23 protein-coding genes are annotated in these 25,203 nt (G+C 71.1%); 12 read left to right on the forward strand and 11 right to left on the reverse strand.

All coding sequences use genetic code 11. The annotated features are described in order from the left end of the window. Positions 1-26 precede the first annotated feature (26 nt). Together O2L52_RS06465 and O2L52_RS06470 are read right to left on the reverse strand one after the other, a co-directional pair. Positions 27-1,004: a pectate lyase family protein gene (locus O2L52_RS06465; protein ID WP_270114524.1), complete on the reverse strand. Its 978-nt coding sequence runs from the start codon at positions 1,002-1,004 to the stop codon at positions 27-29. Positions 1,005-1,156: 152 nt separating this feature from the next. After that, positions 1,157-2,353, reverse strand: coding sequence for a serpin family protein (locus O2L52_RS06470; RefSeq protein WP_270114525.1), 1,197 nt, complete (start codon positions 2,351-2,353; stop codon positions 1,157-1,159). A gap of 708 nt (positions 2,354-3,061) precedes the next feature. Between O2L52_RS06470 and O2L52_RS06475 the strand changes: the two genes are divergently transcribed. Next, positions 3,062-3,385 (forward strand): hypothetical protein, encoded by a 324-nt coding sequence (locus O2L52_RS06475; protein ID WP_270114526.1) that lies wholly within the window; start codon positions 3,062-3,064, stop codon positions 3,383-3,385. Between the two features lie 92 nt (positions 3,386-3,477). Here O2L52_RS06475 and O2L52_RS06480 read toward each other — a convergent pair whose 3' ends face one another. Next, positions 3,478-4,656, reverse strand: coding sequence for a serpin family protein (locus tag O2L52_RS06480; protein ID WP_270114527.1), 1,179 nt, complete (start codon positions 4,654-4,656; stop codon positions 3,478-3,480). A gap of 178 nt (positions 4,657-4,834) precedes the next feature. On the opposite strand from O2L52_RS06480, the gene O2L52_RS06485 reads away from it, so the two are divergent. Together O2L52_RS06485 and O2L52_RS06490 are read left to right on the forward strand one after the other, a co-directional pair. Continuing rightward, positions 4,835-6,754, forward strand: a complete 1,920-nt coding sequence (locus O2L52_RS06485; protein WP_270114528.1) for a GTP-binding protein — start codon at positions 4,835-4,837, stop codon at positions 6,752-6,754. Between the two features lie 8 nt (positions 6,755-6,762). Further along, positions 6,763-7,506 (forward strand): GNAT family N-acetyltransferase, encoded by a 744-nt coding sequence (locus tag O2L52_RS06490; RefSeq protein ID WP_270114529.1) that lies wholly within the window; start codon positions 6,763-6,765, stop codon positions 7,504-7,506. A 54-nt stretch (positions 7,507-7,560) separates the two neighbouring features. Here O2L52_RS06490 and O2L52_RS06495 read toward each other — a convergent pair whose 3' ends face one another. After that, complete coding sequence (locus tag O2L52_RS06495; protein WP_270114530.1) at positions 7,561-8,505, reverse strand: GlxA family transcriptional regulator; 945 nt, start codon at positions 8,503-8,505, stop codon at positions 7,561-7,563. A gap of 129 nt (positions 8,506-8,634) precedes the next feature. On the opposite strand from O2L52_RS06495, the gene O2L52_RS06500 reads away from it, so the two are divergent. Continuing rightward, entirely contained in the window at positions 8,635-9,534 is a 900-nt protein-coding gene (locus tag O2L52_RS06500; RefSeq protein WP_270114531.1) for an NAD-dependent epimerase/dehydratase family protein, read from the forward strand. A 56-nt stretch (positions 9,535-9,590) separates the two neighbouring features. Here the strand turns inward: O2L52_RS06500 and O2L52_RS06505 are convergent, their stop codons facing one another. Both O2L52_RS06505 and O2L52_RS06510 read right to left on the reverse strand, forming a co-directional pair. Further along, on the reverse strand, positions 9,591-10,049 hold the full coding sequence (locus O2L52_RS06505; RefSeq protein WP_270114532.1) for a hypothetical protein: 459 nt from the start codon (positions 10,047-10,049) through the stop codon (positions 9,591-9,593). Positions 10,050-10,085: 36 nt separating this feature from the next. Next, a complete protein-coding gene (locus O2L52_RS06510; protein WP_270114533.1) occupies positions 10,086-10,715 on the reverse strand; it encodes a GNAT family N-acetyltransferase in 630 nt (209 codons plus the stop codon). A gap of 172 nt (positions 10,716-10,887) precedes the next feature. On the opposite strand from O2L52_RS06510, the gene O2L52_RS06515 reads away from it, so the two are divergent. The 4 genes from O2L52_RS06515 (at position 10,888) to O2L52_RS06530 (ending at position 16,071) form a co-directional block, all read left to right on the forward strand. After that, the gene (locus O2L52_RS06515) at positions 10,888-12,069 is read left to right on the forward strand and encodes an NAD(P)/FAD-dependent oxidoreductase (protein WP_344473095.1); all 1,182 of its coding nucleotides are present in this window, start codon (positions 10,888-10,890) and stop codon (positions 12,067-12,069) included. Further along, the gene (locus O2L52_RS06520; RefSeq protein ID WP_270114535.1) at positions 12,066-12,323 is read left to right on the forward strand and encodes a (2Fe-2S)-binding protein; all 258 of its coding nucleotides are present in this window, start codon (positions 12,066-12,068) and stop codon (positions 12,321-12,323) included. Before O2L52_RS06515 ends, O2L52_RS06520 begins: the two co-directional genes overlap by 4 nt. Further along, positions 12,320-13,726 carry an NAD(P)/FAD-dependent oxidoreductase gene (locus O2L52_RS06525; RefSeq protein ID WP_270114536.1) on the forward strand — a complete coding sequence of 469 codons (1,407 nt, stop codon included), beginning with the start codon at positions 12,320-12,322 and terminating at the stop codon, positions 13,724-13,726. The genes O2L52_RS06520 and O2L52_RS06525 overlap by 4 nt, the downstream gene beginning before the upstream one ends. Positions 13,727-13,956: 230 nt before the next feature. Beyond that, positions 13,957-16,071: a beta-galactosidase gene (locus O2L52_RS06530; RefSeq protein ID WP_270114537.1), complete on the forward strand. Its 2,115-nt coding sequence runs from the start codon at positions 13,957-13,959 to the stop codon at positions 16,069-16,071. A gap of 216 nt (positions 16,072-16,287) precedes the next feature. Here O2L52_RS06530 and O2L52_RS06535 read toward each other — a convergent pair whose 3' ends face one another. After that, positions 16,288-17,175: a sigma-70 family RNA polymerase sigma factor gene (locus tag O2L52_RS06535; protein ID WP_270114539.1), complete on the reverse strand. Its 888-nt coding sequence runs from the start codon at positions 17,173-17,175 to the stop codon at positions 16,288-16,290. 206 nt (positions 17,176-17,381) lie between these two features. On the opposite strand from O2L52_RS06535, the gene O2L52_RS06540 reads away from it, so the two are divergent. Both O2L52_RS06540 and O2L52_RS06545 read left to right on the forward strand, forming a co-directional pair. Continuing rightward, entirely contained in the window at positions 17,382-17,771 is a 390-nt protein-coding gene (locus O2L52_RS06540; RefSeq protein ID WP_270114540.1) for a DUF4267 domain-containing protein, read from the forward strand. Positions 17,772-17,820: 49 nt separating this feature from the next. Next, entirely contained in the window at positions 17,821-18,339 is a 519-nt protein-coding gene (locus O2L52_RS06545; protein WP_270114541.1) for a GNAT family N-acetyltransferase, read from the forward strand. 5 nt (positions 18,340-18,344) lie between these two features. Here O2L52_RS06545 and O2L52_RS06550 read toward each other — a convergent pair whose 3' ends face one another. Then, positions 18,345-19,646 (reverse strand): MFS transporter, encoded by a 1,302-nt coding sequence (locus O2L52_RS06550; RefSeq protein ID WP_270114542.1) that lies wholly within the window; start codon positions 19,644-19,646, stop codon positions 18,345-18,347. 61 nt (positions 19,647-19,707) lie between these two features. Here O2L52_RS06550 and O2L52_RS06555 point away from each other — a divergent pair, with 61 nt between their 5' ends. Together O2L52_RS06555 and O2L52_RS06560 are read left to right on the forward strand one after the other, a co-directional pair. After that, entirely contained in the window at positions 19,708-20,253 is a 546-nt protein-coding gene (locus O2L52_RS06555) for an ArsR/SmtB family transcription factor (protein WP_270114543.1), read from the forward strand. A 43-nt stretch (positions 20,254-20,296) separates the two neighbouring features. Beyond that, entirely contained in the window at positions 20,297-20,794 is a 498-nt protein-coding gene (locus tag O2L52_RS06560) for a GNAT family N-acetyltransferase (RefSeq protein WP_270114545.1), read from the forward strand. Between the two features lie 142 nt (positions 20,795-20,936). Here O2L52_RS06560 and O2L52_RS06565 read toward each other — a convergent pair whose 3' ends face one another. The 3 genes from O2L52_RS06565 to O2L52_RS06575 form a co-directional block, all read right to left on the reverse strand. Beyond that, on the reverse strand, positions 20,937-22,556 hold the full coding sequence (locus O2L52_RS06565; protein ID WP_270114547.1) for a glycerol-3-phosphate dehydrogenase/oxidase: 1,620 nt from the start codon (positions 22,554-22,556) through the stop codon (positions 20,937-20,939). A gap of 44 nt (positions 22,557-22,600) precedes the next feature. Then, a complete protein-coding gene (gene glpK, locus O2L52_RS06570; protein WP_270114549.1) occupies positions 22,601-24,130 on the reverse strand; it encodes a glycerol kinase GlpK in 1,530 nt (509 codons plus the stop codon). Between the two features lie 67 nt (positions 24,131-24,197). Beyond that, positions 24,198-24,971, reverse strand: coding sequence for an MIP/aquaporin family protein (locus O2L52_RS06575; protein WP_270114550.1), 774 nt, complete (start codon positions 24,969-24,971; stop codon positions 24,198-24,200). Positions 24,972-25,203 lie beyond the last annotated feature (232 nt).

Below are 25,203 nucleotides of genomic sequence, written 5' to 3' on the forward strand. Positions count from 1 at the left end.
AGAGCGTGTGCTGTTGTGCCGTTTGCCTACAGGTTTCCGGCGCCCGCTCCGGCGGGAACCGTCGTCGGCAGGGTCGCCGGGTCGTCGAGCGTGTAGTCGTAGTAGTCGCCGGGTTCTTCGACCGTTCCGGCCGTCTCGCACGAGCCGGAGGCGGTGAAGATGTTGCCGCGCTGGACGAGCCGCCCCGGGTCGCTGTCGGCGTAGCCGCTGGCGGAGAAGCACGGGAAGGGCACGTTCTGGAAGTAGTTGCCCTCCACGAGTACGCCGGCGTTCATGGTGGAGGCGGCGGCATAGAGCTGGTTGGCGCGGAAGTAGTTGTTGTAGACGTGGACCGGCTCGCCGAACCGCACGCGCGGGTGCCGCTGGGTCGAGCCGTCGAAGTAGTTGTGGTGGATGCTCGTCTTGAGGTGCCCGGCGTCGCCGGACGCGCCGTCGGAGTGGCCGAGGAGCATGCTCTTGTCGGTGCCGTCGAAGTGGTTCCAGGAGACGGTGATGTAGTCCGCCTGGCGCGCGATGTCGATCGAGCCGTCGGCCGGGTTCACGAAGGTGTTGTGGTCGACCCAGATGTGGTGCGACTGCTGGCCGATGCCGACGGCGTCGTCCTCGGCGTTCGTGAAGGTGAGGTTCTGGATGATGACGTTGTAGGACCGGTAGAACTCGAAGCCGCCGCCGTTGATCACGGCGTCGTCGCCGAGGCCGAGGATCGTCTTGTTCGGACGGACGCCCTGCTTGCTGGTGATGTCGATGGTGCCGTCGACCAGGATGGTCATGGCGCCCACGGTGTCGATGGCCTCGAGCAGCTCGTCGGTGGTGTCGACGGTGACGGTGGTGCCGCCGGCGCCGCCGGTGGTGCCGTTCTGGCCGAGCGCGTTGACCGAGGCGAACCCGGTCGGCGTTCCGGTCTGCAGGAGCGCTTGGTCGATGGCGTTCCGGGTGCCATCGGTTTCGGCGGCCTGCGCGGTCGGCAGCGCGCTCATCGTCGCTACCGCTGCGATCGCGGCCATGCCGGTGACGATGGCTGCGCGGGTACGGGGTCGTCTTCGCATGGGATGACCTCTCGTGAGGATATTGGTAGGTATCGATATGCTATCGGTGTCGACCTCCACATGCAACCGGTTGCACAATTGATTTCGCAGCGCCCACACCGCCTTCCGGGCTAGGCGCGCTCGGGCTCCTCGACCCAGCCCGCGATGAGGATCAGGCCGGACGGCCGGTGCCTGGCCAGGTAGGCGAAGGGACGGTCGAAGCTGATCGAGGCGCGGACGTGGCGGTGCTTCGGTTTCACGAAACCGGCGGCGCGGGTCATGGCGATCGCGGTCACCGCGGCGGCCTCGAAACCGGTGGCACTGAATATCGAGGTGGCGGTCTGCTTGGCCTGGGTGACGTAGACCGGTTCGGCCGCAAGGCGGTCGAACTGCGCACGGTCCTCGTCGGAAGCGGTGACGAGGCCGAGCGCGGCCGCGTCCTCGCTGAGGTCGAGGTCGGCGTCGAGTTTGAAGCGGACGGTCTGGACCTCGACCTCCGGGCCGGTCTGCGGCCGCACGGCCTGGTACTCGGTCACTTCGACGCCGACGGCCCACTCCCCCACCGCGAGCCCCGTCGACGAGCGGCCCCAGGCGAGATCGGTGGCCGCGTCGATGAGGGCGTTCATGACCGCCTGCGGAGCGAGGCCGTCACGACCGAGGCCCAGGAGCACGTCGATGTCGCCGTCGCCGGGGACGGTGAGCACCGAGGCGTCGGCGGCGACGCGCAGCAGGTCGTCGCGGAGGGTCGCGGTGAGGGCTCGGCAGCGCCCGAGTCCGGCCCACGGGCCCTGCTTGAAGGCGCGGGCGGCATCGGCGAACGGGGTGGTCCAGGTCGTGCGTACTGAGAGGGCGCTGGCGAGGACGAGGTCGATCGGCTGACCGAAATCGAGCGGCATCCGCTCGATGAGCCCACCGGTGTTGCGGGAGGCCCACTCGTCGAGGGCGGCCTTGTCCGCGGCGGCGTCGCCGGTGAGCGAGCCGACCGCGTCCACGGGCAGGTTCGCGGTCCATTCTGGATCGAGCGTGACCCGGGACCCGGCCCAGACCGCGAGGGCGAGCCTGATCGCCGGGGTCGAGCGGGCCGCTTCGAGGAGCGCGGCGGGCAGTTTGGCGGATTGTTCAGCGTCGATGCCCGCGGCGGTCAGGAGCTCGTCGCGGGTCGCTCCGACCGCACCGGTCGCCAGCGCCGCGAGCAGCGGCCAAATGCCGAGGCCGGACGAGACGGCCGGGAGCGTCGCCCGCGAGGTGAGCCACCGCCGTGTGAGTTCGTTGGCGGCTTTGGTCTCGCCCTTGGTCAGTGCGTCCTGGATCGTCGTCTCGGTGCCCATGCTTTGGATGCTAGTGCCTCGGGGCTTGGAGCGGTTTGGGCTGACTGTTCATCGTTCGGCGGTGGGGTTCAGGGTCAAACCTGGCAGCGACGAGGCGGTCGGCGGGCGGGGTCGGCTTTCGGGTGGCGGGCATGATTCGGGTTGGGGCGCAGGCGATCCGGCCGCGTCGGGGCGGGCGAATGCGAGTGTTTTCGCATCCCGTGGGTGATGCGGAGGAGCCTCGGAGTCGGATAATTGAACTTACGTACAAGGATGCGAAATCCGAGTCGGTGGACGAAAGTCTGGTGAAAGCAGACTAAGACAGCCTCTGGCCAGATACTCCGACCACTCCGTAGAAGCCCTAGTCGACCGCGCTGCAGAAGCGCGGAGCAGCGACCGCTTCCTCCCTTGTGCCATTGCCTGAGTCGAGGTCCCGATGGTGGATGAGCCGGCCAGGTGAGACGACCGGACCGGGTGCGGTGCCGGTCGTGCGAGCGCTGGCTCCGATCGAAGCCGGTGAGACCAGGACTGCATTGAGGAGGTCAGCCGCTCTATTCCTGCCCATTTCCCGCCGGAGTTCCGCCTTGTGCGGGTCCGGTTCCCGGCAGGAGACTGATCGCAGCCGCGCCTGATCGATCCGCACTGGACGGTCGGCCGAGCTTCGAACACAGACTCACCCTTGCGTCGGCATTCGGCGCGACCCAGTGCAGCGAAAGGAACACGATATCCATGAACAGTGCCCTCAAGAAGCACATGCGAAGGGCCTCGGCGATGCTCGCCGGACTCGCGATGGCGGCGACCCTTGCCGGAGTCACCGTCGCCGGCACTGCTGCGGCGGCACCGGCCGTCGCCCAGGCCGAGGCGGCTTCCACCGTCACCGGCGAATACGCGGCGACCCGGGGCAAGCTTTACGGCACCTGGCGTTCCTCCACTCGGTGCGTGGAGGTGGCCCAATGGCTTCGAAAGTTCGAGAGCATCACCGACGCCTGGTGTCTGCAAGGGAACGCCATGGGCACCGTCTGGCACGTGTACTACGAGGGCACCCTCGTCTAGCCGACCTCCCGCGTCTTCGCCGGGCCGGGCCCCGAGGCAGCGGCCCCGGGGGTCTCTCACCTCGTCTTGGGGCCTTTGATTAGGCCGGTCGGTTACTCCACCGGGTCGTTGACCCATCCTGCGATGAGGATGAGGCCCGAGGGGCGGTGGCGGGCGAGGTAGGCGAAGGGGCGGTTGAAGGTGACCTCTGCGCAGCGGTGCTTGTGGATCAGCTGCGGCGGTGCGGCACCCAGGAAGGCCATGCCGAAGGCGGTGACGGCCGCGGCTTCGAAGCCGGTGGCGCTGAACACGGCTGTGCAGGCCTGCTTCGCCTGGCTGATGTAGAGGCGTTGGGCCGCAAGGCGGTCGAACTGGGCGAACTCGTCGTCGGAGGCGAGTTCGAGGCCGAGTACGGCCGCGTCTTCGAGGAGGTCGAGATCGGTGTCGAGTCTGAAGGCGGGGACCACGGCGTTGGTCTCGGGTGCGGTCTGCGGGGTACTGGCCTGGTATTCGTGGAAGGTGACGCCGAGCGATGGCGCGGGGGCGCTCGCCGGGCTGCCCCACCGGGCGTCGGCGGCGGCGTCGATGAGGGCGGACATGACCTCCTGGGGCGCGGCGTCTTCGCGGCCGGTGGCGAGCAGGACGTCGATGTCGTCGTCGCCGGGCACGGTGAGGACGGCCGCGTCCGGGCCGACCCGCAGGACCTCTTCGCGGTACGAGGCGCGCAGGACCTTGCCGCGGCCTTTCCAAGGGCCGCTTTGGAAGGGCCCGTAGTCCTCCTGGAACGGCGTGCGCCACTTGGTGCGCACGGAGAGGGCGCTGGCGAGGAGCAGTTCGATCGGCGCGTTGAGGTCGACCGGCATCCTGTCGATCAGGCCGCCGGTGTTGCGGGAGGCCCACTCGTCGAGCACGGGCTTGTCGATGGACGGGTCGCCGGTGAGGGCGCCGACGGCGTCGCCGGGCAGGCCCGCGATCCAATCCGGGTCGAGGGTGACCTCGGGCCCGGCCCAGGCCGCCAGCGCGAGGCTGAGGGCGGGGGCCGATCGGACGGCGTCCAGGAGCGCGGCCGGGACGGCGGCGGCCTGGCCGATGTCGATGCCGGCCGCTTCCAGCAGCTCCTCGAGTGTGGCTTCGACGGCGCCGGTGGCGAGGACGGCCAGCAGGGGCCAGATGCCGAGTCCGGAGGCGACCGCGGGGACCTCGGCGCGGGCGGTGAGCCAGCGGCGGGTGAGTTCGTTGGCGGCCGTGATCTCGTCGGCGCTGAGCGCGTCTTCCAGGGTGGTCTGCTCCATGCCCCGGAATGCTAGCCGCCCGCTGCGCTAATTCGCTTGCGCGGCCTCCGCAGGGGTTCTACCCTCGGCAGATCGTCGGTCCTGACGTGTCGGTCCTCGCCATAGAGGGAGATCGCAATGCGCCAAAACTCGGAGTGCTCCATCAGCTTCCAGTCGATCCCACTCTCGAGGACTTGCATTGTCGTATCTCAGCCCGAGCTTTCTGAACCTGGGGATTCTCGCCCACGTCGACGCCGGTAAGACCAGCCTGACCGAGCGGCTGCTGTTCAACGCGGGCATCATCGACCGCGTCGGCAGCGTCGACTCCGGCAGTACCCAGACCGACTCCATGGACTTGGAGCGCCGCCGCGGGATCACCATCCAGTCGGCGGTCGTGGCGTTCCGCTTGGACGACCTCACCGTCAACCTCATCGACACTCCCGGCCACACCGACTTCATCGCCGAGGTGGAGCGGGCGCTTCGCGTGCTCGACGGCGCGGTGCTCGTGGTGTCGGCTGTCGAAGGCGTGCAGGCGCAGACGCGCGTCCTGTTCCGCACCTTGGAGCGGCTCGGGGTGCCGACGCTCCTGTTCGTCAACAAGGTCGACCGCCGCGGTGCGCGCGAGGCGGACCTGCTGGACGACCTGGCCGCGATGCTCAGTCCGCGGCTGCTGCCGATGGGCACGGTGCGCGAGATCGGCACCGGTGCGGCTTCGGTGGCGCCGTTCGCGTTCGGCGATCCGGCGTTCACCGATCGGGCGGTGGAGATGCTGACCGCGGGCTCGGACGAGTTCCTGGCCGCGTACCTCGACGACCCCGATGCCCTCGACTGCGAGGCGGAGCTGGCCGCGCAGGTGCGGTCGGGGAAGGCGCACCCGGTGTACTTCGGGTCGGCCGTCACGGGTGCGGGGGTGGCCGCTTTGACCGAGGGGGTGCGGCGGTTCCTGCCGGTGCCGAGTCGCGACCCGGAGGGGGCGCCGGTCGGGACGGTGTTCAAGGTCGAGCACGGCGCGGCGGGCCAGAAGGTCGCGTACATCCGGTTGCACCGCGGGCGGATCGCGCCGCGCGAGCAGCTCACGACCTACCGCAGGGTCGACGGAGCCATTGAGTCGTTCGAGGGCAAGGTGACCGGCGTCGAGGTGTTCGCCACGGGCACTGCGACCGTGATGGCCGTGGCCGAGCCGGGGAGCATCGCGAAGGTCAAGGGGCTCACGGAGGTCCGTATCGGCGATGCGATCGGTTCGGAGGAGGCGCTGGGCAGCGGCGGGTTCTTCACGCCGCCGACGCTGGAGACGGTGGTGCGGCCGGTCGATCCCAAGGACCGCATTCCGCTGAACCGGGCGCTGCTGAGCCTGGCCGAGCGCGACCCGCTCGTGGACCCGCACTTGGACGAGCTGTCCGAGGAGATGGCGGTGCGCCTCTACGGCGAGGTGCAGAAGGAGGTCGTGGCCTCGCTGCTCGACGAGGAGTTCGGCATCGCCGTCGAGTTCGAGGAGACGCGGGCGATCCACATCGAGCGCCCGGTGCGCACCGTGGAGGCGCTGCACGAGATGGGCCCGTGGCAGCAGACGCCGCACATCGCGACGGTGGGCCTGCGGCTCGAGCCGGGCGAGCCGGGTTCGGGCCTGCACTACGGTCTCGAGGTCGAGCGGGGCTCGCTGACGCGGGCGCTGCGCAACGCGGTCGAGGAGACCGTCCACAAGATCTTGAAGCGGGGCCTGTACGGCTGGGCGGTCACCGACTGCCGGGTGCTGCTGACGGCCACCGGGTACATCGGCAGGGCGAGCACGGCGAACGACTTCCGGGAGGTGACGGCGTTCCTCCTCGACGTGATGCTCAAGGAGGCGGGCACCGAGGTCTGCGAGCCCGTCAACAGCTTCCATGTGGAGTTCCCGGCCGGTACCGGGAACGCGGTCCTGAAGGTCCTCGGCGAGGCGCGGTCGAACATCAAGGGCCAGTTCTCGACCGAGACCACGGGGTACGTCTCGGGGTTCATGCCGACCGAGGCCGTCCACGGCGTCGAGCGGCGCCTGCCGGGCATCACCGAGGGCCTGGCCCTGTTCACCACCGAGTTCGCCGAGTACCGCCCGGTGTACGGCACCCCGCCCAGGAGAGGTTGAAAAAACCCTTGGAGATCAAGCAGATCGAGGACCGCTGGGAGGCCCGCGACAGCACGGGCCTGGTCGGGACGGCGCACGTGTGGGACCGCCCGGACGGCAAGCGGTTCGCCTGGTTCGATCCCGTCGACGCGGAACTGATCGCCGCGCTGTGCGCTCGGATCAGTGCACATCGGCCGGTACACACGCTGGCCGACGTCCACGAGACCGGTCTGCAGCGGCGGCTCGCGGCGGCTGGATTCGTGGGCGAGCGGTACGAGCACGATTGGACCCTGCCGGTGGCGACGGCGGCAGGCTGGGACGAGGCCGCGCTGGCCGGGTTCGTGGTCGGTCCGCCGGAGCGGTTCGGCATGGACGTGGTGCGGCGCTTCGACGATGCGGTGCGCGCCGACATTCCGGGCCTGCGGGGCTGGCGCTCGAGCGCCGAGTTCTGGGCGGATGAGCATGCGGCCGTGTACGATCCGGCGGTCTATCCGGTGGCGTGGGACCCTGTGGCAGGGCGCTTCGCGGGAATGGTGCGGGTCTGGATGGTGGAGTCCGGGCCGCGCCTCGGACTGGTCTGCGCGGCGCGGCCGTACCGGGGGCGCGGGGTGGCGGCGGCGCTGCTGGGCGTGGCGTTCCGGGTGCTGCGCGAGCGCGGGCACACGAAGGTCGTCACCGAATGCGACTCGGCGAACATGGGATCGAAAGCGCTGCTGGAGAAGGCGGGCGGCACGATCATCGGCGGTACGGTCGAGCTCGTCCGGCATCCGTGAGTGGCGGCGTTCGGACCGGATTGCGGATGGACGAGTGGGGGCACTGCGGGACGCTCAGGCGGCCGCGCGGAACGCGGCCCGGTAGGCGGTCGGCGTCAGTCCGATGTGGCGGGAGAGGTGCTGGCGCAGGGACTCGGCGGTGCCGAAGCCGCTGCGGCGGGCGACCTGGTCGACGCTGAAGTCGGTCGACTCGAGCAGTTCACGGGCCCGGTGGACCCGCTGCTGGAGCAGCCACTGGAACGGGGTCATTCCCGTCTCGGCGGTGAAGCGGCGGGCGAGCGTCCGCACGCTCACCTTCGCCTCGCGCGCCAGGTCCTCAAGGGAGATCGCCTGGTCGAGGCGGCCGAGCGCCCACACGCGCGTCTCGGCCAGCGGCGAACCGGACTCCGGCGGCAGCGGGGTCGCCACGAACTGCGCCTGGCCGCCCTGGCGGACCGGCGTGACGACCGCCGCGCGGGCGGCCTCGTTCGCCACGGCCGCACCGTAGTCGGAGCGGATCAGGTGCAGGCACAGGTCGATCCCGGCGGCCGAGCCCGCGCCGGTGAGCACGGGGCCGTCGTCGACGAACAGCACGTTCGGATCGACCGACACCGCCGGATGCGCCCGCCGCAGCTCTTCCGCGAGCGCCCAATGGGTGGTCGCGGGGCGGCCGTCGAGGAGGCCTGCCTGGGCGAGGACGAATGCGCCGGTGCAGATCGACGCGACGCGCTTGCCCGCGGCGGCGGCCCGGCGCAGCGCGTCCAAGGTGGCCTCGTCGGCGTCGTGGCGGCGACCGGTGGAGGGCACGATCACCGTGTCCGCCGCGTCCAGCGCCTCTAGGCCGTTCGCGATCACCAGGTCGAACCCGCTCGAGGAGGCGACGACGCCCGGCTCGGCGGTGCAGACGGCGACCCGGTAACCGGGCTTGCCCTCCACCCGCACGTCCTCCAGCAGCGTGGACGGCATCGACAGGTCGAAGGGCTTGACCGGCGGCACGGCCAGGACGGCGATTTCACGCATGGCGGGATCCTTTGGAAGCATGGCGTTCAGGCCACTAGGCTACGCCCCCGATCGCGCGCAGGATTGGTCCCGCGGCCCCGCCGCAGCACGGAGCACCAACTGAGGCAAGCACATCGAAGGAGCACAGCCATGGCCGAACGCATCGTGATCGGAGCCGGCGCCACGGGAGCCGCGGCAGCGCGGCGGTTCGCCGCGAACGGCGACCGGGTCCGCGTGATCACCCGCAGCGGCAGCGGCCCCGAGGCGGCCGGGATCGAGCGGATCGCGCTCGACGCGACTAGGACCGACGAGCTCGCAGCGGCGATGGCGGGCGCGGCGACCGTGGTCAACGCGTCCATGACGGCCTACGACACCTGGCCCGAGACCATGCCGCCCCTGTACGACTCGATCCTCGCCGCGACCGAACGGGTCGGCGCGGACTACGTGATGCTCGGCAACCTCTACGCCTACCAGGAGACGAGCGGCGCGGTCAGCGAGCGCACGCCGCTGGAGCCGCACACCCGCAAAGGGAAGGTGCGCGCCGAACTCTGGCGGCAGGCCCTGGCCGCGCACGAGGCCGGGCGGCTGCGGGTTACCGAGATCCGGGCGGGCCAGTACCTCGGCCGCGGCGCGGTCTCGGCCTTCAGCCTCCTGGTGCCCGCGCACGTGGCGGCCGGTGAGCTGGCGCTGGTCCTCGGCAACCCCGATGCGGCGCACTCGTTCACGTTCACCGAGGACGCGGCGGCCGCACTCGTGGCCGCCGCCGGGAGCGGGACGGCCTGGGGCCGGGCCTGGAACGCCCCGGTCCTCACGGTCACGCTGCGGCAGGCCGCCGACCGCCTCGCCGAGCTCAAGGGGGCGCCGCGGCCGAGGCTGGAGGCGCTGACCGAGCGGGACCTGACGCTGCTCGGGTTCTCCGCGCCGATCTGGAACGAGTTCCGCGAGATGGCCTACATGGGCGACAGGCCGTTCGTCGTGGACGACGGCGATTTCCGGGAGGCGTTCGGGCTCAAGGCGTCTTCGCTCGACGAAGCGCTCGCAGGCATGTGAGCGGATCAGGGCGGGCCCGGTCGGGCCCGTCCCATCGCCATCGCTCGGCCGCGGGGTCAGGAGGGGATGCCGCGGTCGCTGCGGCGCGGCTTTCGCGGGCGGTGCGGAAGGCCGGTCGTGGCGAGGGCGATCACGGAGTTGCCTGCGAGACAGACGAGCAGGCCGAACCACGGGGCGTCCGGGTGGGACTGGAGCTGCCACAGGACGAGGACCGCCAGCGGCACCGGCAGAGCGTAGAGACCGAACATGGGCATGCGCATACGCACGGCCGTAGCCAGACCGACGATGGCCGCCATGATCAGGGCGGCGACGGCGCCGTAGATCAGGTACTCAGAACCGGACCGGTCGTCGAGGCCCTCGGAGGCGATGTTCAGGGCCGGAATCCAGGACAGCGCGAACACGGCGGTCGCCGCCACCATCTGCGACACGGTCATGACGAGGGCCAGTCCCAGCCGCGAAGGCCACACCGGGCCGGAACCGGGCTCAGGGTGCGGGGGCGGTCCGTTCACGAGCATGGTCGCAACGATATCGCCGCTGAGCCGCAAAGGCGCTCACGCGTCTTCCTCGCCGAGGCGGGCGACCCGCTTCTCCAGGGCCGCTTCGACTTCGGGCCATTCCGTGCGGGTGATGGAGAAGATCGCGGAGTCGCGCAGGAGGCCGTCCTCGCCGGGCGCCCAGGAGCGGGACCAGTTGCGCAGCACCCCTTCGAACCGCGCGCCCGCGGCTTCGATGGCGGCGCGGGAGCGGGCGTTGCGGGCGTCGGTCTTCAGGTCGACGCGCTCGACGCCGAACACGGTGAAGGCGTGCCGGAAGAGCAGGAGCTTAGCCTCGGCGTTGAGGCCGGTGCCCTGAGCGGAGGCGGCGAGCCAGGTGAAGCCGACCTCGACCGCGTAGAGGCCGCGGCCGGGGAGCGAGCGCGGGTCCCAGAAGGCGGTCGCGCCGACCGCGCGGCCGGTGCCGAGGTCGATCTGGGCGTACGGGGCGAGCGTCCCCTGGGCGCTGCGTTCGAGGTGCTGGTCGATGTACCCGCCGACCTCGTGGGCGCGCGGGACCCAGGTGAACCCGTACCGGTCGCGGCCCTCCTCGGCGGCCTCGGCGAGGTCCGCAGCGTGGTGGTGGGCGAGGGGTTCGAGCCGCACGCGCTCGCCTTGCAGCACGGGGCCTTCGAGCAGGGGTTCCATGGGCTCCAGTCCTTCGTCGTCGCTGCCCGAAAGGGTAGGGGGAACGCGCGCGGGAGGCCGCCGGGTTTCCACGATGCGGGAGGTCCGCGCCGGTCCTTGGACCACCGTGTAGGCAGGGTAAGACGCGGGCATACTCTCTGATCGTGCGAGTTCTGAGGGGCGGGTGAGTCGGATCGAGACCGCTGACGTTGTCGTGATCGGGGCCGGAATCATCGGTGCCGCGTGCGCCGAGGCGCTCAGTGCCTCGGGCCTGCGGGTCCTCGTGGTCGACCGTGGCGCCCCCGCCGGGGGCACTACGGCCGGGGGCGAGGGCAATGTGCTGCTGTCCGACAAGGCCCCCGGGCCGGAACTGGACCTGGCCGTCCTGTCGCGGCGCCTGTGGCCCGAACTGATCGAGGCGCTGCGCGCCGAGCTCGGGGACGAGGCCGCGCGGGTCGAATGGGAGCCCAAGGGCGGGTTGGTGGTCGCCACCGACCAGGACGCCGTGGGGCCGCTCGCGATCCTCGCCGAAGCCCAGCGCGAAGTCGGCGTCGAGGCGGTCGAGCTGACCCCCGACGAGGCCCGCGCGATGGAGCCGCACCTGACCGAGCAGGTCGCCGGTGCCGTGCACTACCCCGGGGACGCGCAGCTGCAGCCCGTGCTCGCCGCGACCGCGATGCTCGCGGCCGTGCGCGCGCGCGGCGGCGAGGTGCGCGGCGGGGCCGAGGCGCACGGCCTGGTCTTCGACGCCTGGGGCAAGGTCGCCGGCGTGCACGTGGGCCGGGAGACGATCGCGTGCGACGCGGTCGTGAACGCCTGCGGGCCGTGGGCGGGGCATTTCAGCGTCGCCGTGGGCGCGCCGATCGAAGTGCTGCCGCGCCGGGGCATGGTCCTGGTGACCGGCCCGCTCCCCCATGTCGTGGGCCGCAAGGTCTACGCCGCCGACTATGTCGCGGCCGTGGCGAGTTCGAACGTGGACCTGCAGGTCTCCGCAGTCGTCGAGTCGACCGCGACGGGCACCGTGCTCATCGGTTCGAGCCGCCAGCGCGTCGGTTTCGACGAGGCCCTGCAGGTGGAGGTGCTGCGGCGGTTGGCGCGCAGTGCCGTGAAGCTGTTCCCGGTCCTGGCGGGCGTTCCGGTGATGCGCACGTACGGCGGGTTCCGGCCGTACACCCCCGACCACCTGCCGGTGATCGGCGAGGACCCGCGGTTCCCGGGCCTGTGGCACGCGTCCGGGCACGAGGGCGCGGGGATCGGGCTTGCCCCGGCGACCGGGCGGCTGCTCGCGGACCTGATGTGCGGGCGCGAATCGGAAGTGGACCCACTGCGGTTCAAAGTGGACAGACCAGCGGTGATCGCGGAGGTGCGGACGTGAGAGTGCGGTTCGACGGCGAAGAGGTCGAGGTCCAGGAGGGCCAGACCGTCGCGGGGGTCCTGCTGGCGAAGGGCGTCCGCTCGTGGCGGACCACTCGGGGCGCAGGCCGGCCGCGTGGACTGTTCTGCGGCATCGGGGTGTGCTTCGACTGCCTGGTGAAGGTGAACGGGGTGCCCGATGTGCGGGCGTGCCAGCGGGTGGTCGCCGACGGCGACGACATCCGCACCCAGGCCGGGGCGGAGCTGCCGTCATGAGGCGCATCGTGGTGATCGGCGCGGGCCCGGCGGGCATGGCGGCGGCGAGTGCCGCTGCGCTGCACGGGGTCGACGTGGTCCTGATCGACGCGGGCGCGAAACTCGGCGGGCAGTACCACCGGCAGGACGCGCTGGCGCCCGGCGACCGGTTCGCCCCCTCGGTGAAACTTGCGAGCCGCAGATACGAACTGCCGCCGAACGTGGAGCATGTCGCGAACGCGGCGGTGTGGGCGATCGAGCCGGTCGACGGCGGGCACCGCGCGCACCTGCGGGTGGGTCCGGCCGACGGCCTGGACCGGCGCGGCCGGGCCGTGGAGGCGCGGGCGCTCGTGCTCGCCACCGGCGCGTACGACCGGGCGCTGCCGTTCCCGGGCTGGGACCTGCCGGGGGTGTTCACCGCCGGTGCGGCGCAGGCGCTCGCGAAGGGCCAGGGCGTGGCGGTCGGCGACCGGGTCGTGGTCGGCGGGACCGGGCCGTTCCTGCTGCCGGTGGCGGCCTCGCTGATCGGCGCGGGCGCGCGGGTCGTGGAGGTCGCGGAGGCGAACGCCGCGGTGACCGGGTGGCTGTCGAAGCCCGCGGGGGCGCTCGCGGGATGGTCGAAATCGGGTGAGCTGGCGCGGTACGCGGGGATGCTGGCGCGGCACCGGGTGCCGTACCGGTCGCGGACCGCGGTGGTCGAGGCGCACGGCAGCGAGTGCGTGGAGTCGGTGACCGTGGCGCGGCTCGACGCCCTGTGGAATCCGGTGCCGGGTTCGGAGCGGCGGGTCGAGGCGGACGCGGTGGCGGTCGGGTTCGGGTTCACGCCGCAGTTGGAGCTCGCGCTGGCGGCGCGGTGCCGGGTCGAGGACGGGTTCGTCGTCGTGGACGCGGCGCAAGGGACTTCGGCTCCGGGCGTGTTCGCGGCCGGGGAGCTGACGGGCATCGGCGGGGCGGATCTGGCGGCGTCCGAGGGCGCGGTCGCGGGTGCGGCGGCGGCGAAGTTCGTGGGCGCGGCGGTCGAGCCGCCGCTGCGGGCGATGGCGCGGGTGCGGTCGGGCCGGCGGTTCGCCGAGGCGTTGAACGCGGCGTACCCGGTGCGGCCGGGCTGGCAGGGCTGGCTGCGCGACGACACGATCGTGTGCCGGTGCGAAGAGGTCACGAGGGCGGCGCTCTACCGCGCCGTCGACGAGCGGGACGTGGGCGCGGCGCGCTCGCTCAAGCTCGTGAGCGGGGCCGGGCTGGGCCTGTGCCAGGGCCGGGTGTGCGGCCGGAACGTGGCCGAGCTGGCGGATGTCGACGGGACCGGGTTCGCGAAGCGGCCGATCGCGTCGCCGATCAGGTTGTCGGAGCTGGCCGAAGAGGAGCCGGTGGAGTCGCCGATCGATGCCGAGGAGTCGGGCCGGGCGTTGGGCGTCGAGTACTAGGAGCACTGGCCGCAGGAGCCGTCCGCGTTCGCGGGCGGCTCTTCGCGTTCCCTGAGCTGCGCGCGGCGCTTCGCAGTGCCCGCACTGCGAGCGACTGTTCGCATTGCCGCACTGTCGCGCTCCTCGCATTGGCGCGCTGCGCGCTGAATCCCCGCGGGCGGAATAGGGCTTGACATACGGTCCCGAGGCTGCGTACGGTACGACTGACTACGTAGTCATAAGGAGCCGAGATGAGCAACTGGCCGAACCCGATCCTCTTCGGGGCCGCTTACTACTTCGAGTACCAGCCCGACGCCGCCGAAGGGTTCGAGACCGAGGCCGCCCGCGCGCGGCTCATCCACGACCTCGACCTCATGGCCGAAGCCGGGTTCTCCGTGATCCGCGTCGGCGAATCCGTATGGAGCACGTGGGAGCCCGAGAACGGGCGGTTCGAGCTCGACTGGCTCCAGCCGGTGCTCGACGGCGCTCACGAGCGCGGCATCGCCGTCATCCTCGGCACCCCCACGTACGCCGTCCCGCCGTGGCTCGTGCGCCTCTACCCCGAGATCGCCGGTGAGCACCGCACGGGCCAGCGCATCGGATGGGGCGAGCGCCAGGAGGTCGACTACACCCACGCCGCGTTCAAGTTCCACGCCGAGCGGGTCAGCCGCAAGATCCTCGCCCGCTACGCCGACCACCCGGCCGTCATCGGCTACCAGGTCGACAACGAGCCCGGCCTCCGGATCTTCCACAACGAGGGCGTCTTCCAGCAGTTCGTCGACCGCCTGCGCCACCAGTACGGCGACGTGGAGACCCTCAACCGCGAATGGGGCCTGGTCTACTGGTCCCACCGCCTCACCACCTGGGCCGACCTGTGGCGCCCGGACGGGAACGCCCAGCCGCAGTACAAGCTCGCGTGGCGCAGGTTCCAGGCCGACCTCACCACCGAGTTCATCGGGTGGCAGGCGGACATCGCCCGCGAGTACGCGCGCGAGGACCAGTTCGTCACCACGTGCATCTCCTACTCGCGCCCGGGCATCGACGACACCTCGCTCACCGAGGGCCTCGACGTCACCGCCGGCAACCCGTACTACGCGATGCAGGACGGCCTCGAGATGCCCGCCAAGGGCGGCAGCAGCGCCATCGACTGGAACACCAAGGGCGCCTGGGCGCTCTACCACTCCGCCGACCGCATGTACGCCTCGAAGCAGGCGCCGTACCTGGTCACCGAGACCAACGCGCAGGCCATCGGCATGCCGTGGTGGAACGAGCCGGCCTACGACGGGCAGTGGCGCCAGGCCGCCTGGGCGCTGGTCGCGCGCGGCGCGGCCATGATCGAGTACTGGCAGTGGCAGACCCTCCACTTCGGAGCAGAGACGTACTGGGGCGGGGTCCTCCCCCACAGCGGCAGGCCCGGGCGGACCTACCGCGAGCTGGCGCGGCTCGGCAAGGAGCTGCGCAAGACCGGCGGGGCCCTGCAGGGCATGGTGCCGGGCGCCGACGTGGCGGTCCTGTACTCCAAGCGCAGCGAATGGGCGCTGGCGGCCGAGCCGCAGATCCAGAACGACGAGGGCGGCCCCGAGCACCGCTCGTTCGAGGTCATCCACGGCCCGTTCTACCGGGGCGCGTTCGATGCCGGGCTCCAGGCGCGGATCGTCCACACGAGTCAGCTGGGCTCGCCCGAGGAGGCGGTGGCCGAGTACCCGGTCCTGGTGGCCGCGGGCCTGTACGCCGAGGACGACGACATGCTCGACTGGCTCACCGCCTACGCGGCGGCGGGCGGCCACCTCCTGGTGGGCCCGCGCACGGGCTACGCCGACGAGGAGGCGCGGGCGCGCCAGGAGGTGCAGCCCGCGAGGCTCCGCGACGCCGCCGGAGTCTGGTACGAGGAGTTCGCGAACCTCACCGGCGAAGTGGCCGTGCAGGCCCCGAAGGGTTCGCCCTTGGAGCTGGAAGCCGGTGCGGCGGCGGTGAAGTGGGCCGATGGCCTCTACGTGGAAGGCGCCGAGACCCTCGCCGAGTACGTGCACCCGCACTACGGCCGGTTCGCCGCGGCGGCGACGAGGGCGCATGGCGAAGGCCGGGTCACTTACGTGGGCGCGATCCCCAACGCCGCCTTCGGGAAGTCGCTGTTCCAGTGGATCGTCCCCGCGGGCGCGTGGCGGCCCGAGCACCCGAGCCTGACCGTGACCAGCGGCGTCACCGGTGACGGCCGCACCGTGCGGTTCGTGCACAACTGGTCGTGGGACGAGGTCGGCTTCCCGCTCCCCGCGGCGGCGACCGACGCGATCGACGACACCGCGTACGAGGCGGGCGCGTCGCTGCCCCTCGGGCCGTGGGACGTGAAGGTCCTCATCGAGCAGTAGTAAAAGGACGGCAGCAGGAGGCCGGTGGTCGAGCTCTTTGAGCGGGGCCACCGGCTTCCGCTCGTCCGCAGGCCGCCTGGATGGTCGTACCGCTCGGCGATCGTTGTATCAGGGGACCGCTTCCCGGGCGCCTTCGGCTTTAGCCTTGCCCGCCGAACTCCGTCGGGCCTCGAATGCAACGGCCGCAATCGGTCCGAGGCTTCGTGCCGATCGCCGTCAGTCCTCGAACGCCGCCAGTTCGAGGGCCGCGATCGTGTCGGGGGCGTTCATGATCTCGATGCTCACCACTCGGCCGTCGACCACGGCGAACGACAGGACCGACCGGGGCGCGCCGCCCGGAGCCCACATCGCCCCGGCGAGGCCGTCGACCAGGACGGTGACCGCGTCCTTCGCCTGGCCGTTGAAGATCGCGGCCACCGCGGACGCGCCGATGACCTCGCGCCCGGCGAAACCGGTCGCGACGGCCTCCGCGTCCGCGACCACCAGGATGTTCGGGTCGAGCACGGCGAGCAGGTCCTCGAAGCGGCCCTCATGGGCGGCGGCCAGGAACGCCTCGACCACCGACTTCCGCTGCCGCGCATCGCGATCGGCCTCGGCGCGCGCCCGACCCTCCCGAACGCGCCGGCGGGCGCGGCTCGCGAGCTGGCGCGTCGCCTCCGTGGTGCGGTCGAGCACCGGGGCGATGCGGTCGAAGGGCACGCCGAACAGGTCGTGCAGCACGAACGCCACGCGCTCGGCCGGGCCGAGCGCATCGAGGACCACCTGGAGTGCGAGGCCGACCGAGTCGGCCATGACCGCGTCCAGTTCGGGGTCGCCGCCCGCGCCCGGTCCCGCGGCCAGCGGGAGGTCGCCGTCCAAGGCGTCCTCCTGGCGGTGGCGCCGCGAGCGCAGCAGGTTCAGGCAGATCCGCGAGACCACCGTGGTGAGCCAGCCGCGCAGGTTCTCGACGTCGGCGGTGTCGGTGCGGGCGAAGCGCATCCACGCCTCCTGCACCGCATCGTCGGCCTCACCCGTGCTGCCGAGCATGCGGAACGCCACGGCCCGCACATGATCGCGATGCTCCTCGAAGCGCTGCACCTGCTCGAAATCGACGCCCTCGTTCATCCCAACCTCCGCTCGGGCCACCACTCTACTGACCCGCACGGCATGGGAAACGTGACAAGCCCGGGCGAAAGCGGAGGTCAGCAGCGGTGAGCTAGCCCACCGATCCAAAACCCCTAGCGGCGCTAGATCTTCGAGCGAACGCATGCTACTGTTCTGCCAGAACCTAGCAACGCTAGATTTTCTACCCTCGTTAAGGAGCTTTCCCCATGGCCCGTCGCATCACCGCCAACGTCCTCACCTTCATCGTCGCCCTCGGCATCGCGTACGTCGGCGTCTCGTACCTCGTCGCACCCGAGGCCACCGCCTCGGGCTTCGGATTCTCGGTGTGGCCCACCGGCATCGAAGCCGACTTCCTCACTGTCAAAGGCGTACGCGACATCGTCACCGGCATCATCCCGCTGACACTCCTGGCCCTCCGGCAGCGCGCGGCGCTCGGCTGGGTCCTGCTGTGCGAGGCCCTCATCCCGCTCGGCGACGGCACGCTCATCCTCCTGCACGGCGGCAACCCCGCCGCCGCGTTCGGCATCCACTACGCCACCGCTGCACTGGTGATCGTCGCAGGGGTGCTCCAGCTCCAGGTCGCGCGCCGTCCCTGACCTGCCCAAATCCGTTGCAGGCGTAGGCACGGGCTGCAATACTCGGCCCGTGACCCTGATTCGACGCGAGACCGAGGGCGACGCGCCCCTCATCCACGCCCTCCACGACGCGGCCTTCGCCGGCCGCCCCTACTCCTCCGGAACGGAGGCCGCGATCGTGGACGCGCTGCGCGCCGGCGAGGACTGGGTGCCGCAGCTGTCCTTCGTGGCCGAGGTCGACGGGAAACCGGTCGGTCACGCCGTCTGCTCGTACGGGCGGCTCGGCGTGACCCGGGTCCTCGGCCTCGGCCCGATCGGCGTCGAACCGCCCCTGCACGGCAAGGGGATCGGATCGGCCCTCATGCACGCCTCGATCGGCGCCGCGGACGCGATGGACGAACCGATGATCATGCTCCTGGGCGACCCGAACTACTACGGCCGCTTCGGGTTCGAACCAGCCTCGCGGTACGGGATCGAACCGCAGGAGCCCGCATGGGAGTCCGCGTTCCAGGTCCGCAGGCTCGCCGCTTGGCGCGAGGACCTCCGCGGACGGTACGTCTACTCCCCCGGCTTCGACGCGCAGAACTGACCGGGTCAGGCAGCCCGGACCGGTTCCGGTTCGGGCTCCGGCTTCGGGAGTTCGCGCAGGTTCCGCAAGGGCGAGAAGAAGACCGGCAGGAAGGCCAGGCAGACGCCGATCGCGCCGATCCAGAGCGTCTCCCGCGCACCGGCGAACTCGCCGAGGACCCCGCCGATGAGCGCGCCGACCGCGCTGAGCCCCCAGGCGAGGAAGCGCACCGTGGCGTTCATGCGGCCGAGCAGCCGGTCGGGGGTGAGGCGCTGGCGGAAGCTCACCTGGTTGACGTTGTACACGACCGAGCCGACGCCGACCAGGCCCATGCCTGCCGCGGCGATCCAGATCCGCCAGCCGGGCTCGGCGGCGGGCAGCAGGAGCAGGCCCGGTGAGGTGACGAGGGTCGAGATCCAGATGGCCCGGCCTTCGCCGAGCCGGGCCGTCACGGGGCCGGTCGCGAACGCGCCGACGAGGCCGCCGATGCCGAAGACGGCGAACAGCAGGCCGATCTCGCCGGGCGTCATGCCCATGTCGCGCGGCAGGAACACGATGACCATCGCCATGTACGCGCCCATCCAGAGGTTCCACCAGCTGGTCGCGGCCACGATGGACGCCAGGATGCGGTTGCGGAAGACGAAGCTCAGGCCCTCTTTGATCTCCGTCGCGATCCGGGCGTCGTGGGCGACTCGCGGTTTGGCCTCGCGGCGGCGGATGCGGACGAGGAAGAGCGCGGAGGCGCCCATCGCGACGGCGTCGAACGCGAGGGCCACGGGCGCGGTGAGCCAGCCGATGAGCTGACCCGCGAGCACCGGGCCGCCGAGCTGGGCGGTCGAGCGGACGACTTCGAGTTTCGCGTTCCCCTCGACGAGGCGGTCGCGGCCGACGAGGTGCGGCAGGTAGCTCTGGTACGAGACGTCGAAGAAGACGGTGAAGACCCCGATGACGAACGCGACGGCGTAGAGCTGCCAGATGGTGAGCACGTCGGCCCACCAGGCGATCGGCACGGTCATGAGTACGGCGGCGCGCACGACGTCGCTGACGATGAGGACGCGGCGGCGGCGCATGCGGTCGACCCAGGCGCCGGCGGGGAGGCCGATGAGCAGGAACGCGGCCATCGTCATCGAGGAGAGCAGGCCGACCTGGAACTCGCCGGCGTCGAGCGCGATGACCGCGGCGAGGGGCAGGGCCAGGGTGGTGATCTGGTAGCCGAACTGCGCCACGGTGGTCGAGAGGAAGAGGCCGCGGAAGTCGGGTTCGCGCAGGAGCCCCAGTCGGTCGCGTTTCGCGGGGGCGTCGGGGGCGGGGGCGCCGATGGAGATCATGCGATTGAGTATTTCCAATCAGTTGGGAAAAGTCAATCACTCTTCCCGCTAGGATGAGGTGGTGTCAGACAAGCGCAGCTCAGAAGGCTTCAAGGACGACCGGCCCCTCGCTTCGGAGGCCGAGGCCAAGGCGGTGGCCTCCGCGGTGCGGCTGCGGATCCTGCGGCTGTGCCTCGACCGCGCGCTCACCAACAAGGAGATCGCCCAGCGTCTGGACGCGAACCCGGCGACGGTGCTGCACCACGTTCGCAAGCTTGTGGACACCGGGTTCCTCACGCCGCAAGAAGAGCGCACCGGCGCGCGGGGCTCGCGGGAGATCCCCTACCTGGCGACCCGGAAGTCGTGGGCGCTGCGCCTCGGCGAGGAGTTCAAGTCGGACCTCTCCACGGCGATGCTCGAAGCCTTCCGCACCGAGGTCGCGCAGGTCCCCGACCCGAAGCAGGTGAACTCGGGACGGCTCGGCCTGCGGCTCAACGAGGAGCAGTACGAAGAGGTCGGCCGCCGGTTCAAACTCCTCTTCGACGAGCTCGCCGAGATGGAGCCGGGACCGGGGGCGCTGCCGTACTCGCTGTTCATGGCGATCCACCCGGACGCGGGCCGGGACTAGGGCGGGCTCGTTCGGTGTCCGTTGCGGGAAAGGATTCGGCGCTATGAGCGGTCGACGTGAAGTCGTCTTCGTCCGCCGGCCGGGTCATGACCCTTCGGTGGAGCGCTTGGCCGCGCTGCTGACCTCCTACCACCTGCGGACGGAGGCGGAGAAGGGCGTAGCCGTAACCGATGTGGACGGATTGCCGGGCCGCTACCGAGCGGAGATCCGCGACCCGCGGGCGGCATTCGCCGCCGATGTCGTGCTGATGGCGCTGAGCGGCGACACCCCCGTGGGCTGCCTGGTGCTGACCGCCCCGGTCGAGGGCCGCGCAGAGGTCAAGCGACTGTGGACGGACCCGGTGTTCCGGGGCCGCGGCATCGCGTCCGGCCTGGTGGGCGCCGCGCTCGCGCATGCGGCGGCGAGCGGGATCGGCACGGTGCGGCTGTCGGTGTGGCAGTGGCGGACGGGCGCCATCGCCCTGTACGAGCGGCTCGGTTTCTCCGCCGCCGCGTCGTGGGAGGAGCGGGACCGGCTGGTGTGCATGGAGCGCGCCGTGTGAGCGGCTCGACCCGAGGACAGCTACCAGCGCGGTCACCGCAGCCGCGCTGCTCGCGTCTGGTGGCGCAGAGGCGATGGGCTGCAGCAAAATGGCGAGGCCGCCGCGCGAACCGAATCCGCGCGGCGGCCTCGCCGCTCCCTCATCACTTGCGGTCTAGCAGCCCCTGGACCTTGGCCCGCACCTCGGGGGTGTCGAGGCCGCGGATCATCAGGGTGGTGCGGCGGCGCAGGACGTCGTCTGCGGTCTCGGCCCATTCGACGTCGCGCGCGTAGACGACCTGGGCCATGATCTCCGGCGCGTCCGGGTGGACGCGCTCGGCGAGCTCCGGGTGCTCCCCCGCCAGGCGGGTGATGTCGAACGCGAGCGAACCGTAGTGCGTCGCAAGGTGCTTCGCGGTGTCCTCGCCGAGGCTCGGCAGCGGCGCGCCGCCGTCCGAGAGCAGCCGGTGCGCCACCGCGTGCGGGTTCGCGATGCCCGGCAGCGGCAGGCGGTGCGGCAGGTTCGCCATCGGCTCCATCTCCGCGCCGAGCGAGTAGCCCGGCAGGGCCGCGAGTTTCTTCATCACGGTCCGCCCGATGTGGCGGAACGTGGTCCACTTGCCGCCCGCCACCGAGAGCATCCCGCCGCGACCCTCGGTCACCACGGTCTCCCGCTTGGCCTTCGAGGTCGCGCCCGGCCCGCCCGGCAGGACCCGGAGTCCGGCGAACGCGTACGTGATGAGCTCGGGCTTCAGCTGCGCCGAGCGCACCGAGAGGCTCGCCTCGTCGAGGATCTGCTTGAAGTCGGCCTTCGTGGGCGAGACCTGGCCCGGGTCGCCCTCGTACACCTCGTCCGTGGTGCCGAGCAGGAGCATGTCCTCCCACGGCAGCGCGAACGTGATGCGGTACTTGTCCACGGGAGTGGCCAGCGCGGCACCCCAGTCGGCGGTGCGCTTGAGGACCAGGTGCGCGCCCTTGGAGAGCCGGATCGACGGGTCGGCGGCCGGGTTCTCCATGCGGCGCAGGTGGTCGACCCACGGGCCGGTGGCGTTGAGGACGACGTGGGCGTTCACGCCGAACTCGGTGCCGTCGACCTTGTCGCGCAGGTCGGCGCCGGAGACGCGGCCGTCGGTGAAGCGCAGGCCGGTGACTTCGGCGTAGTTGAGGACGGACGCGCCGGCCTCGACCGCCGCGCGGGTGGTCATGAGGGCCATGCGGGCGTCGTTCATCTGGCTGTCGCCGTAGACGGCTACGGCCTTGAGGTCCTTGACGCGCAGCTCCGGCACGGCCGCGCGGGCCTTGGCGGGGCTGAGCAGGTGGCCGACGCCGTCGCCGAAGCCGGAGAGCGCGGAGTAGGCGAAGACGCCCGCGCCGAGCTTGGCCGCGCCGTGCGGCCCTCCCTTGTAGACGGGGAGGTAGAACTTGAGCGGGCGGGAGAGGTGCGGCGCCACCTGGCGGGTGACGGCGCGCCGTTCGAAGTGGTTCTCCGCCACCAGCTTCACCGCGCCGGTCTGCAGGTAGCGCAGGCCGCCGTGGAGGAGCTTGGAGGAGGCGGAGGAGGTGGCGCCGGCGAAGTCGCCGGCGTCCACGAGGGCCACCCGCAGCCCCGACTGGGCGGCGTGCCAGGCGGTGGAGATGCCCAGGATGCCGCCGCCGATGACGAGCAGGTCGAAGGTGGCGTTCCCCAACTGCTCGCGTGCTTCGGCGCGGCCCACCTGCTGGTTGAAGCGGATGGGGCCGGTCGGGTTCGCCTCCGGTCCGGAGACGTGCTGCAAGGTGGTCATCGCGATGCTCCCTCTATTCGCCTGTCTTGCTGAAGTCGATGCGCCTAGTCATCGATCCAGCCCATGGTCCGCTCGACGGCCTTGAGCCAGTTCTTGTATTCCCGGTCGCGGACCTCGGGGTCCATGTCGGGGGTCCATTCGGCGGCGCGGCGCCAGTTCGCGCGCAGGTCTTCGACGTTCTCCCAGAAGCCGACCGCGAGGCCCGCGGCGTAGGCCGCGCCGAGGCACGTGGTCTCGGCGACCATGGGGCGCACGACGGGTGCGTCGAGCACGTCCGCGAGGAACTGCATGAGGAGGTTGTTGGAGGTCATGCCGCCGTCGACCTTGAGCGCCACGAGCTCGTCGCCGGAGTCCTTGACCATGGCGTCGGAGATCTCGCGGGTCTGCCAGGCGGTGGCCTCCAGGACCGCGCGGGCGATGTGCGCCTTGGTGACGTACCGGGTGAGCCCGGCGATGACGCCGCGCGCGTCGGAGCGCCAGTAGGGGGCGAAGAGCCCGGAGAACGCCGGTACGAAGTAGGCGCCGCCGTTGTCCTCGACGCTCATGGCGAGCGTCTCGATCTCGGCGGCGGTCTTGATGAGCCCCATCTGGTCGCGCATCCACTGGACGAGCGAGCCGGTGACGGCGATCGAGCCTTCGAGGGCGTAGACCGCGTCCTGCTCGCCGATGCGGTAGCCGACGGTGGTGAGCAGCCCGGACTCGGAGTGGATGAGCTTCTCGCCGGTGTTCATGAGCATGAACGTGCCGGTGCCGTAGGTGGACTTGGCCTCGCCGACGCCGAAGCAGGTCTGCCCGAAGAGGGCGGCCTGCTGGTCGCCGAGGGCCGAGGCGACCGGGACGCCCGCGAGCAGCCCGCCGAGGGGGCCGCCGGTGACGTGGCCGTAGACCTCGGAGGAGGAGCGGATCTCGGGGAGCACCTGCATGGGCACGCCCATCTCGGCCGCGATCTCCTCGTTCCACTTGAGGTCGTCGAGGTTCATCAGGAGGGTGCGGGAGGCGTTGGTGACGTCGGTGACGTGCACGCCGCCGTTGACGCCGCCCGTGAGGTTCCAGATGACCCAGGAGTCCATGGTGCCGAAGAGGAGTTCGCCGGCTTCGGCGCGCTCGCGCAGGCCGGCGACGTTGTCGAGGAGCCAGGCGATCTTGGGGCCGGCGAAGTAGGCGGCGAGCGGCAGGCCGGTCTCGCGTCGCCAGCGGTCCTGGCCGGCGTCCCCGCCGAGCTTCTTGCAGAGGACGTCGGTGCGGGTGTCCTGCCAGACGATGGCGTTGTGGACGGGCTTGCCGGTGCGCTTGTCCCACAGCATGGTGGTCTCGCGCTGGTTGGTGATGCCGATGGAGAGGATGTCCTCGCGGGAGGCGCCGGCCTTGACCATGGCCCCGGCCACGACGTCCTGCACGTTCTTCCAGATCTCGGCGGCGTCGTGCTCGACCCAGCCGGGCTTGGGGAAGATCTGCTGGTGCTCCTTCTGGTCGACGGCGACGATGCGGCCGTCGCGGTCGAAGATGATGCACCGCGAGGAGGTGGTGCCCTGGTCGATGGCCGCGATGAACGGGCCGGTGTGCGTGTCGGTCATGGTTCGCTCCAGAACGTCGTTGTCGTGGTGGGAGTCGGCGACGGATACGTCGATTGTGTCCTCATCGCTACCCGAGGGCAACGTTGTAGAGGAGTCCGGCGAGGACGCCGCCGACGACCGGGCCGACGACGGGGATCCAGGCGTAGCCCCAGTCGGAGCGGCCCTTGCCCTTGATGGGCAGGATCGCGTGGGCGATGCGCGGGCCGAGGTCGCGGGCGGGGTTGATGGCGTAGCCGGTGGGACCGCCGAGCGAGAGGCCGATGCTGACGACGACGAGCGCGGTGATGAGCACGCCGAGCGTGCCGAGGCCGTTGCCCGCGTCGTTGAGGCCCTGGGTGAGGATCGCGAAGACGAGCACGAAGGTCGCGATGATCTCGGTGACGAGGTTCTGGGCGGCGTTGCGGACCTCGGGGCCGGTCGAGAAGATGCCGAGCACCGGGCCGGCCTTGGCGTCCTCGGGGCCTTCGACGGCTTCGGGCTGGTTGGCGACGTCGGCCATGTGGGCCTGGAACTGGCCGTAGTAGGCGGCCCAGGCGAGGATCGCGCCGAGGAGGGCGCCGACCATCTGGGAGGCGATGTAGAGCGGGACCTGGTCCCACGGGACGTTGCCCTGGACGGCGAGGCCGAGGGTGACGGCCGGGTTGAGGTGGGCGCCCGAGATGCCGGCCGAGATGTAGGCGGCGGTCAGGACCGCGAAGCCCCACCCGAAGGCGATGGCGAGCCAGCCCGCGTTCTGGGCCTTGGACTTCTTGAGCGTGACGGCGGCGCACACGCCCGCGCCGAGGAGGATCAGCACCGCGGTGCCGAGGACCTCGCCGAGGATGATGTCTGAGTTGGACACACCGACTCCTTTGTCTGCGTCCGAGGCCGTCACCGGGGGCTTCGACCTCGTTGGAAGGGCTTGTTCGACACGGAAGGCAGAGCGAACCCCGAAGCCGTTAGGCGTTCGACAATGCCGACCGATGTACGAAAGTGTTCTCCTTCCGTACCGGTGCGTCAAGTCTTATGTGACGGCCATCACATCTCCATTCATGAACCACTAGAAACGCCTGCAAGACAGGCATACCAGGGTC

The sequence above is a fragment of the Glycomyces algeriensis genome (assembly GCF_027622855.1).
In the GTDB taxonomy this organism is placed as follows: Bacteria; Actinomycetota; Actinomycetes; order Mycobacteriales; family Micromonosporaceae; genus Glycomyces; species Glycomyces algeriensis.

Coding starts and splice junctions, on each gene's coding strand:
- O2L52_RS06465 (WP_270114524.1), bottom strand. CDS start 1,004: ATGGCCGCGATCGCAGCGGTAGCGACGATGAGCGCGCTGCCGACCGCG.
- O2L52_RS06470 (WP_270114525.1), bottom strand. CDS start 2,353: ATGGGCACCGAGACGACGATCCAGGACGCACTGACCAAGGGCGAGACC.
- O2L52_RS06475 (WP_270114526.1), top strand. CDS start 3,062: ATGAACAGTGCCCTCAAGAAGCACATGCGAAGGGCCTCGGCGATGCTC.
- O2L52_RS06480 (WP_270114527.1), bottom strand. CDS start 4,656: ATGGAGCAGACCACCCTGGAAGACGCGCTCAGCGCCGACGAGATCACG.
- O2L52_RS06495 (WP_270114530.1), bottom strand. CDS start 8,505: ATGCGTGAAATCGCCGTCCTGGCCGTGCCGCCGGTCAAGCCCTTCGAC.
- O2L52_RS06500 (WP_270114531.1), top strand. CDS start 8,635: ATGGCCGAACGCATCGTGATCGGAGCCGGCGCCACGGGAGCCGCGGCA.
- O2L52_RS06505 (WP_270114532.1), bottom strand. CDS start 10,049: ATGCTCGTGAACGGACCGCCCCCGCACCCTGAGCCCGGTTCCGGCCCG.
- O2L52_RS06510 (WP_270114533.1), bottom strand. CDS start 10,715: ATGGAACCCCTGCTCGAAGGCCCCGTGCTGCAAGGCGAGCGCGTGCGG.
- O2L52_RS06525 (WP_270114536.1), top strand. CDS start 12,320: ATGAGGCGCATCGTGGTGATCGGCGCGGGCCCGGCGGGCATGGCGGCG.
- O2L52_RS06530 (WP_270114537.1), top strand. CDS start 13,957: ATGAGCAACTGGCCGAACCCGATCCTCTTCGGGGCCGCTTACTACTTC.
- O2L52_RS06535 (WP_270114539.1), bottom strand. CDS start 17,175: ATGAACGAGGGCGTCGATTTCGAGCAGGTGCAGCGCTTCGAGGAGCAT.
- O2L52_RS06540 (WP_270114540.1), top strand. CDS start 17,382: ATGGCCCGTCGCATCACCGCCAACGTCCTCACCTTCATCGTCGCCCTC.
- O2L52_RS06550 (WP_270114542.1), bottom strand. CDS start 19,646: ATGATCTCCATCGGCGCCCCCGCCCCCGACGCCCCCGCGAAACGCGAC.
- O2L52_RS06560 (WP_270114545.1), top strand. CDS start 20,297: ATGAGCGGTCGACGTGAAGTCGTCTTCGTCCGCCGGCCGGGTCATGAC.
- O2L52_RS06565 (WP_270114547.1), bottom strand. CDS start 22,556: ATGACCACCTTGCAGCACGTCTCCGGACCGGAGGCGAACCCGACCGGC.
- glpK (WP_270114549.1), bottom strand. CDS start 24,130: ATGACCGACACGCACACCGGCCCGTTCATCGCGGCCATCGACCAGGGC.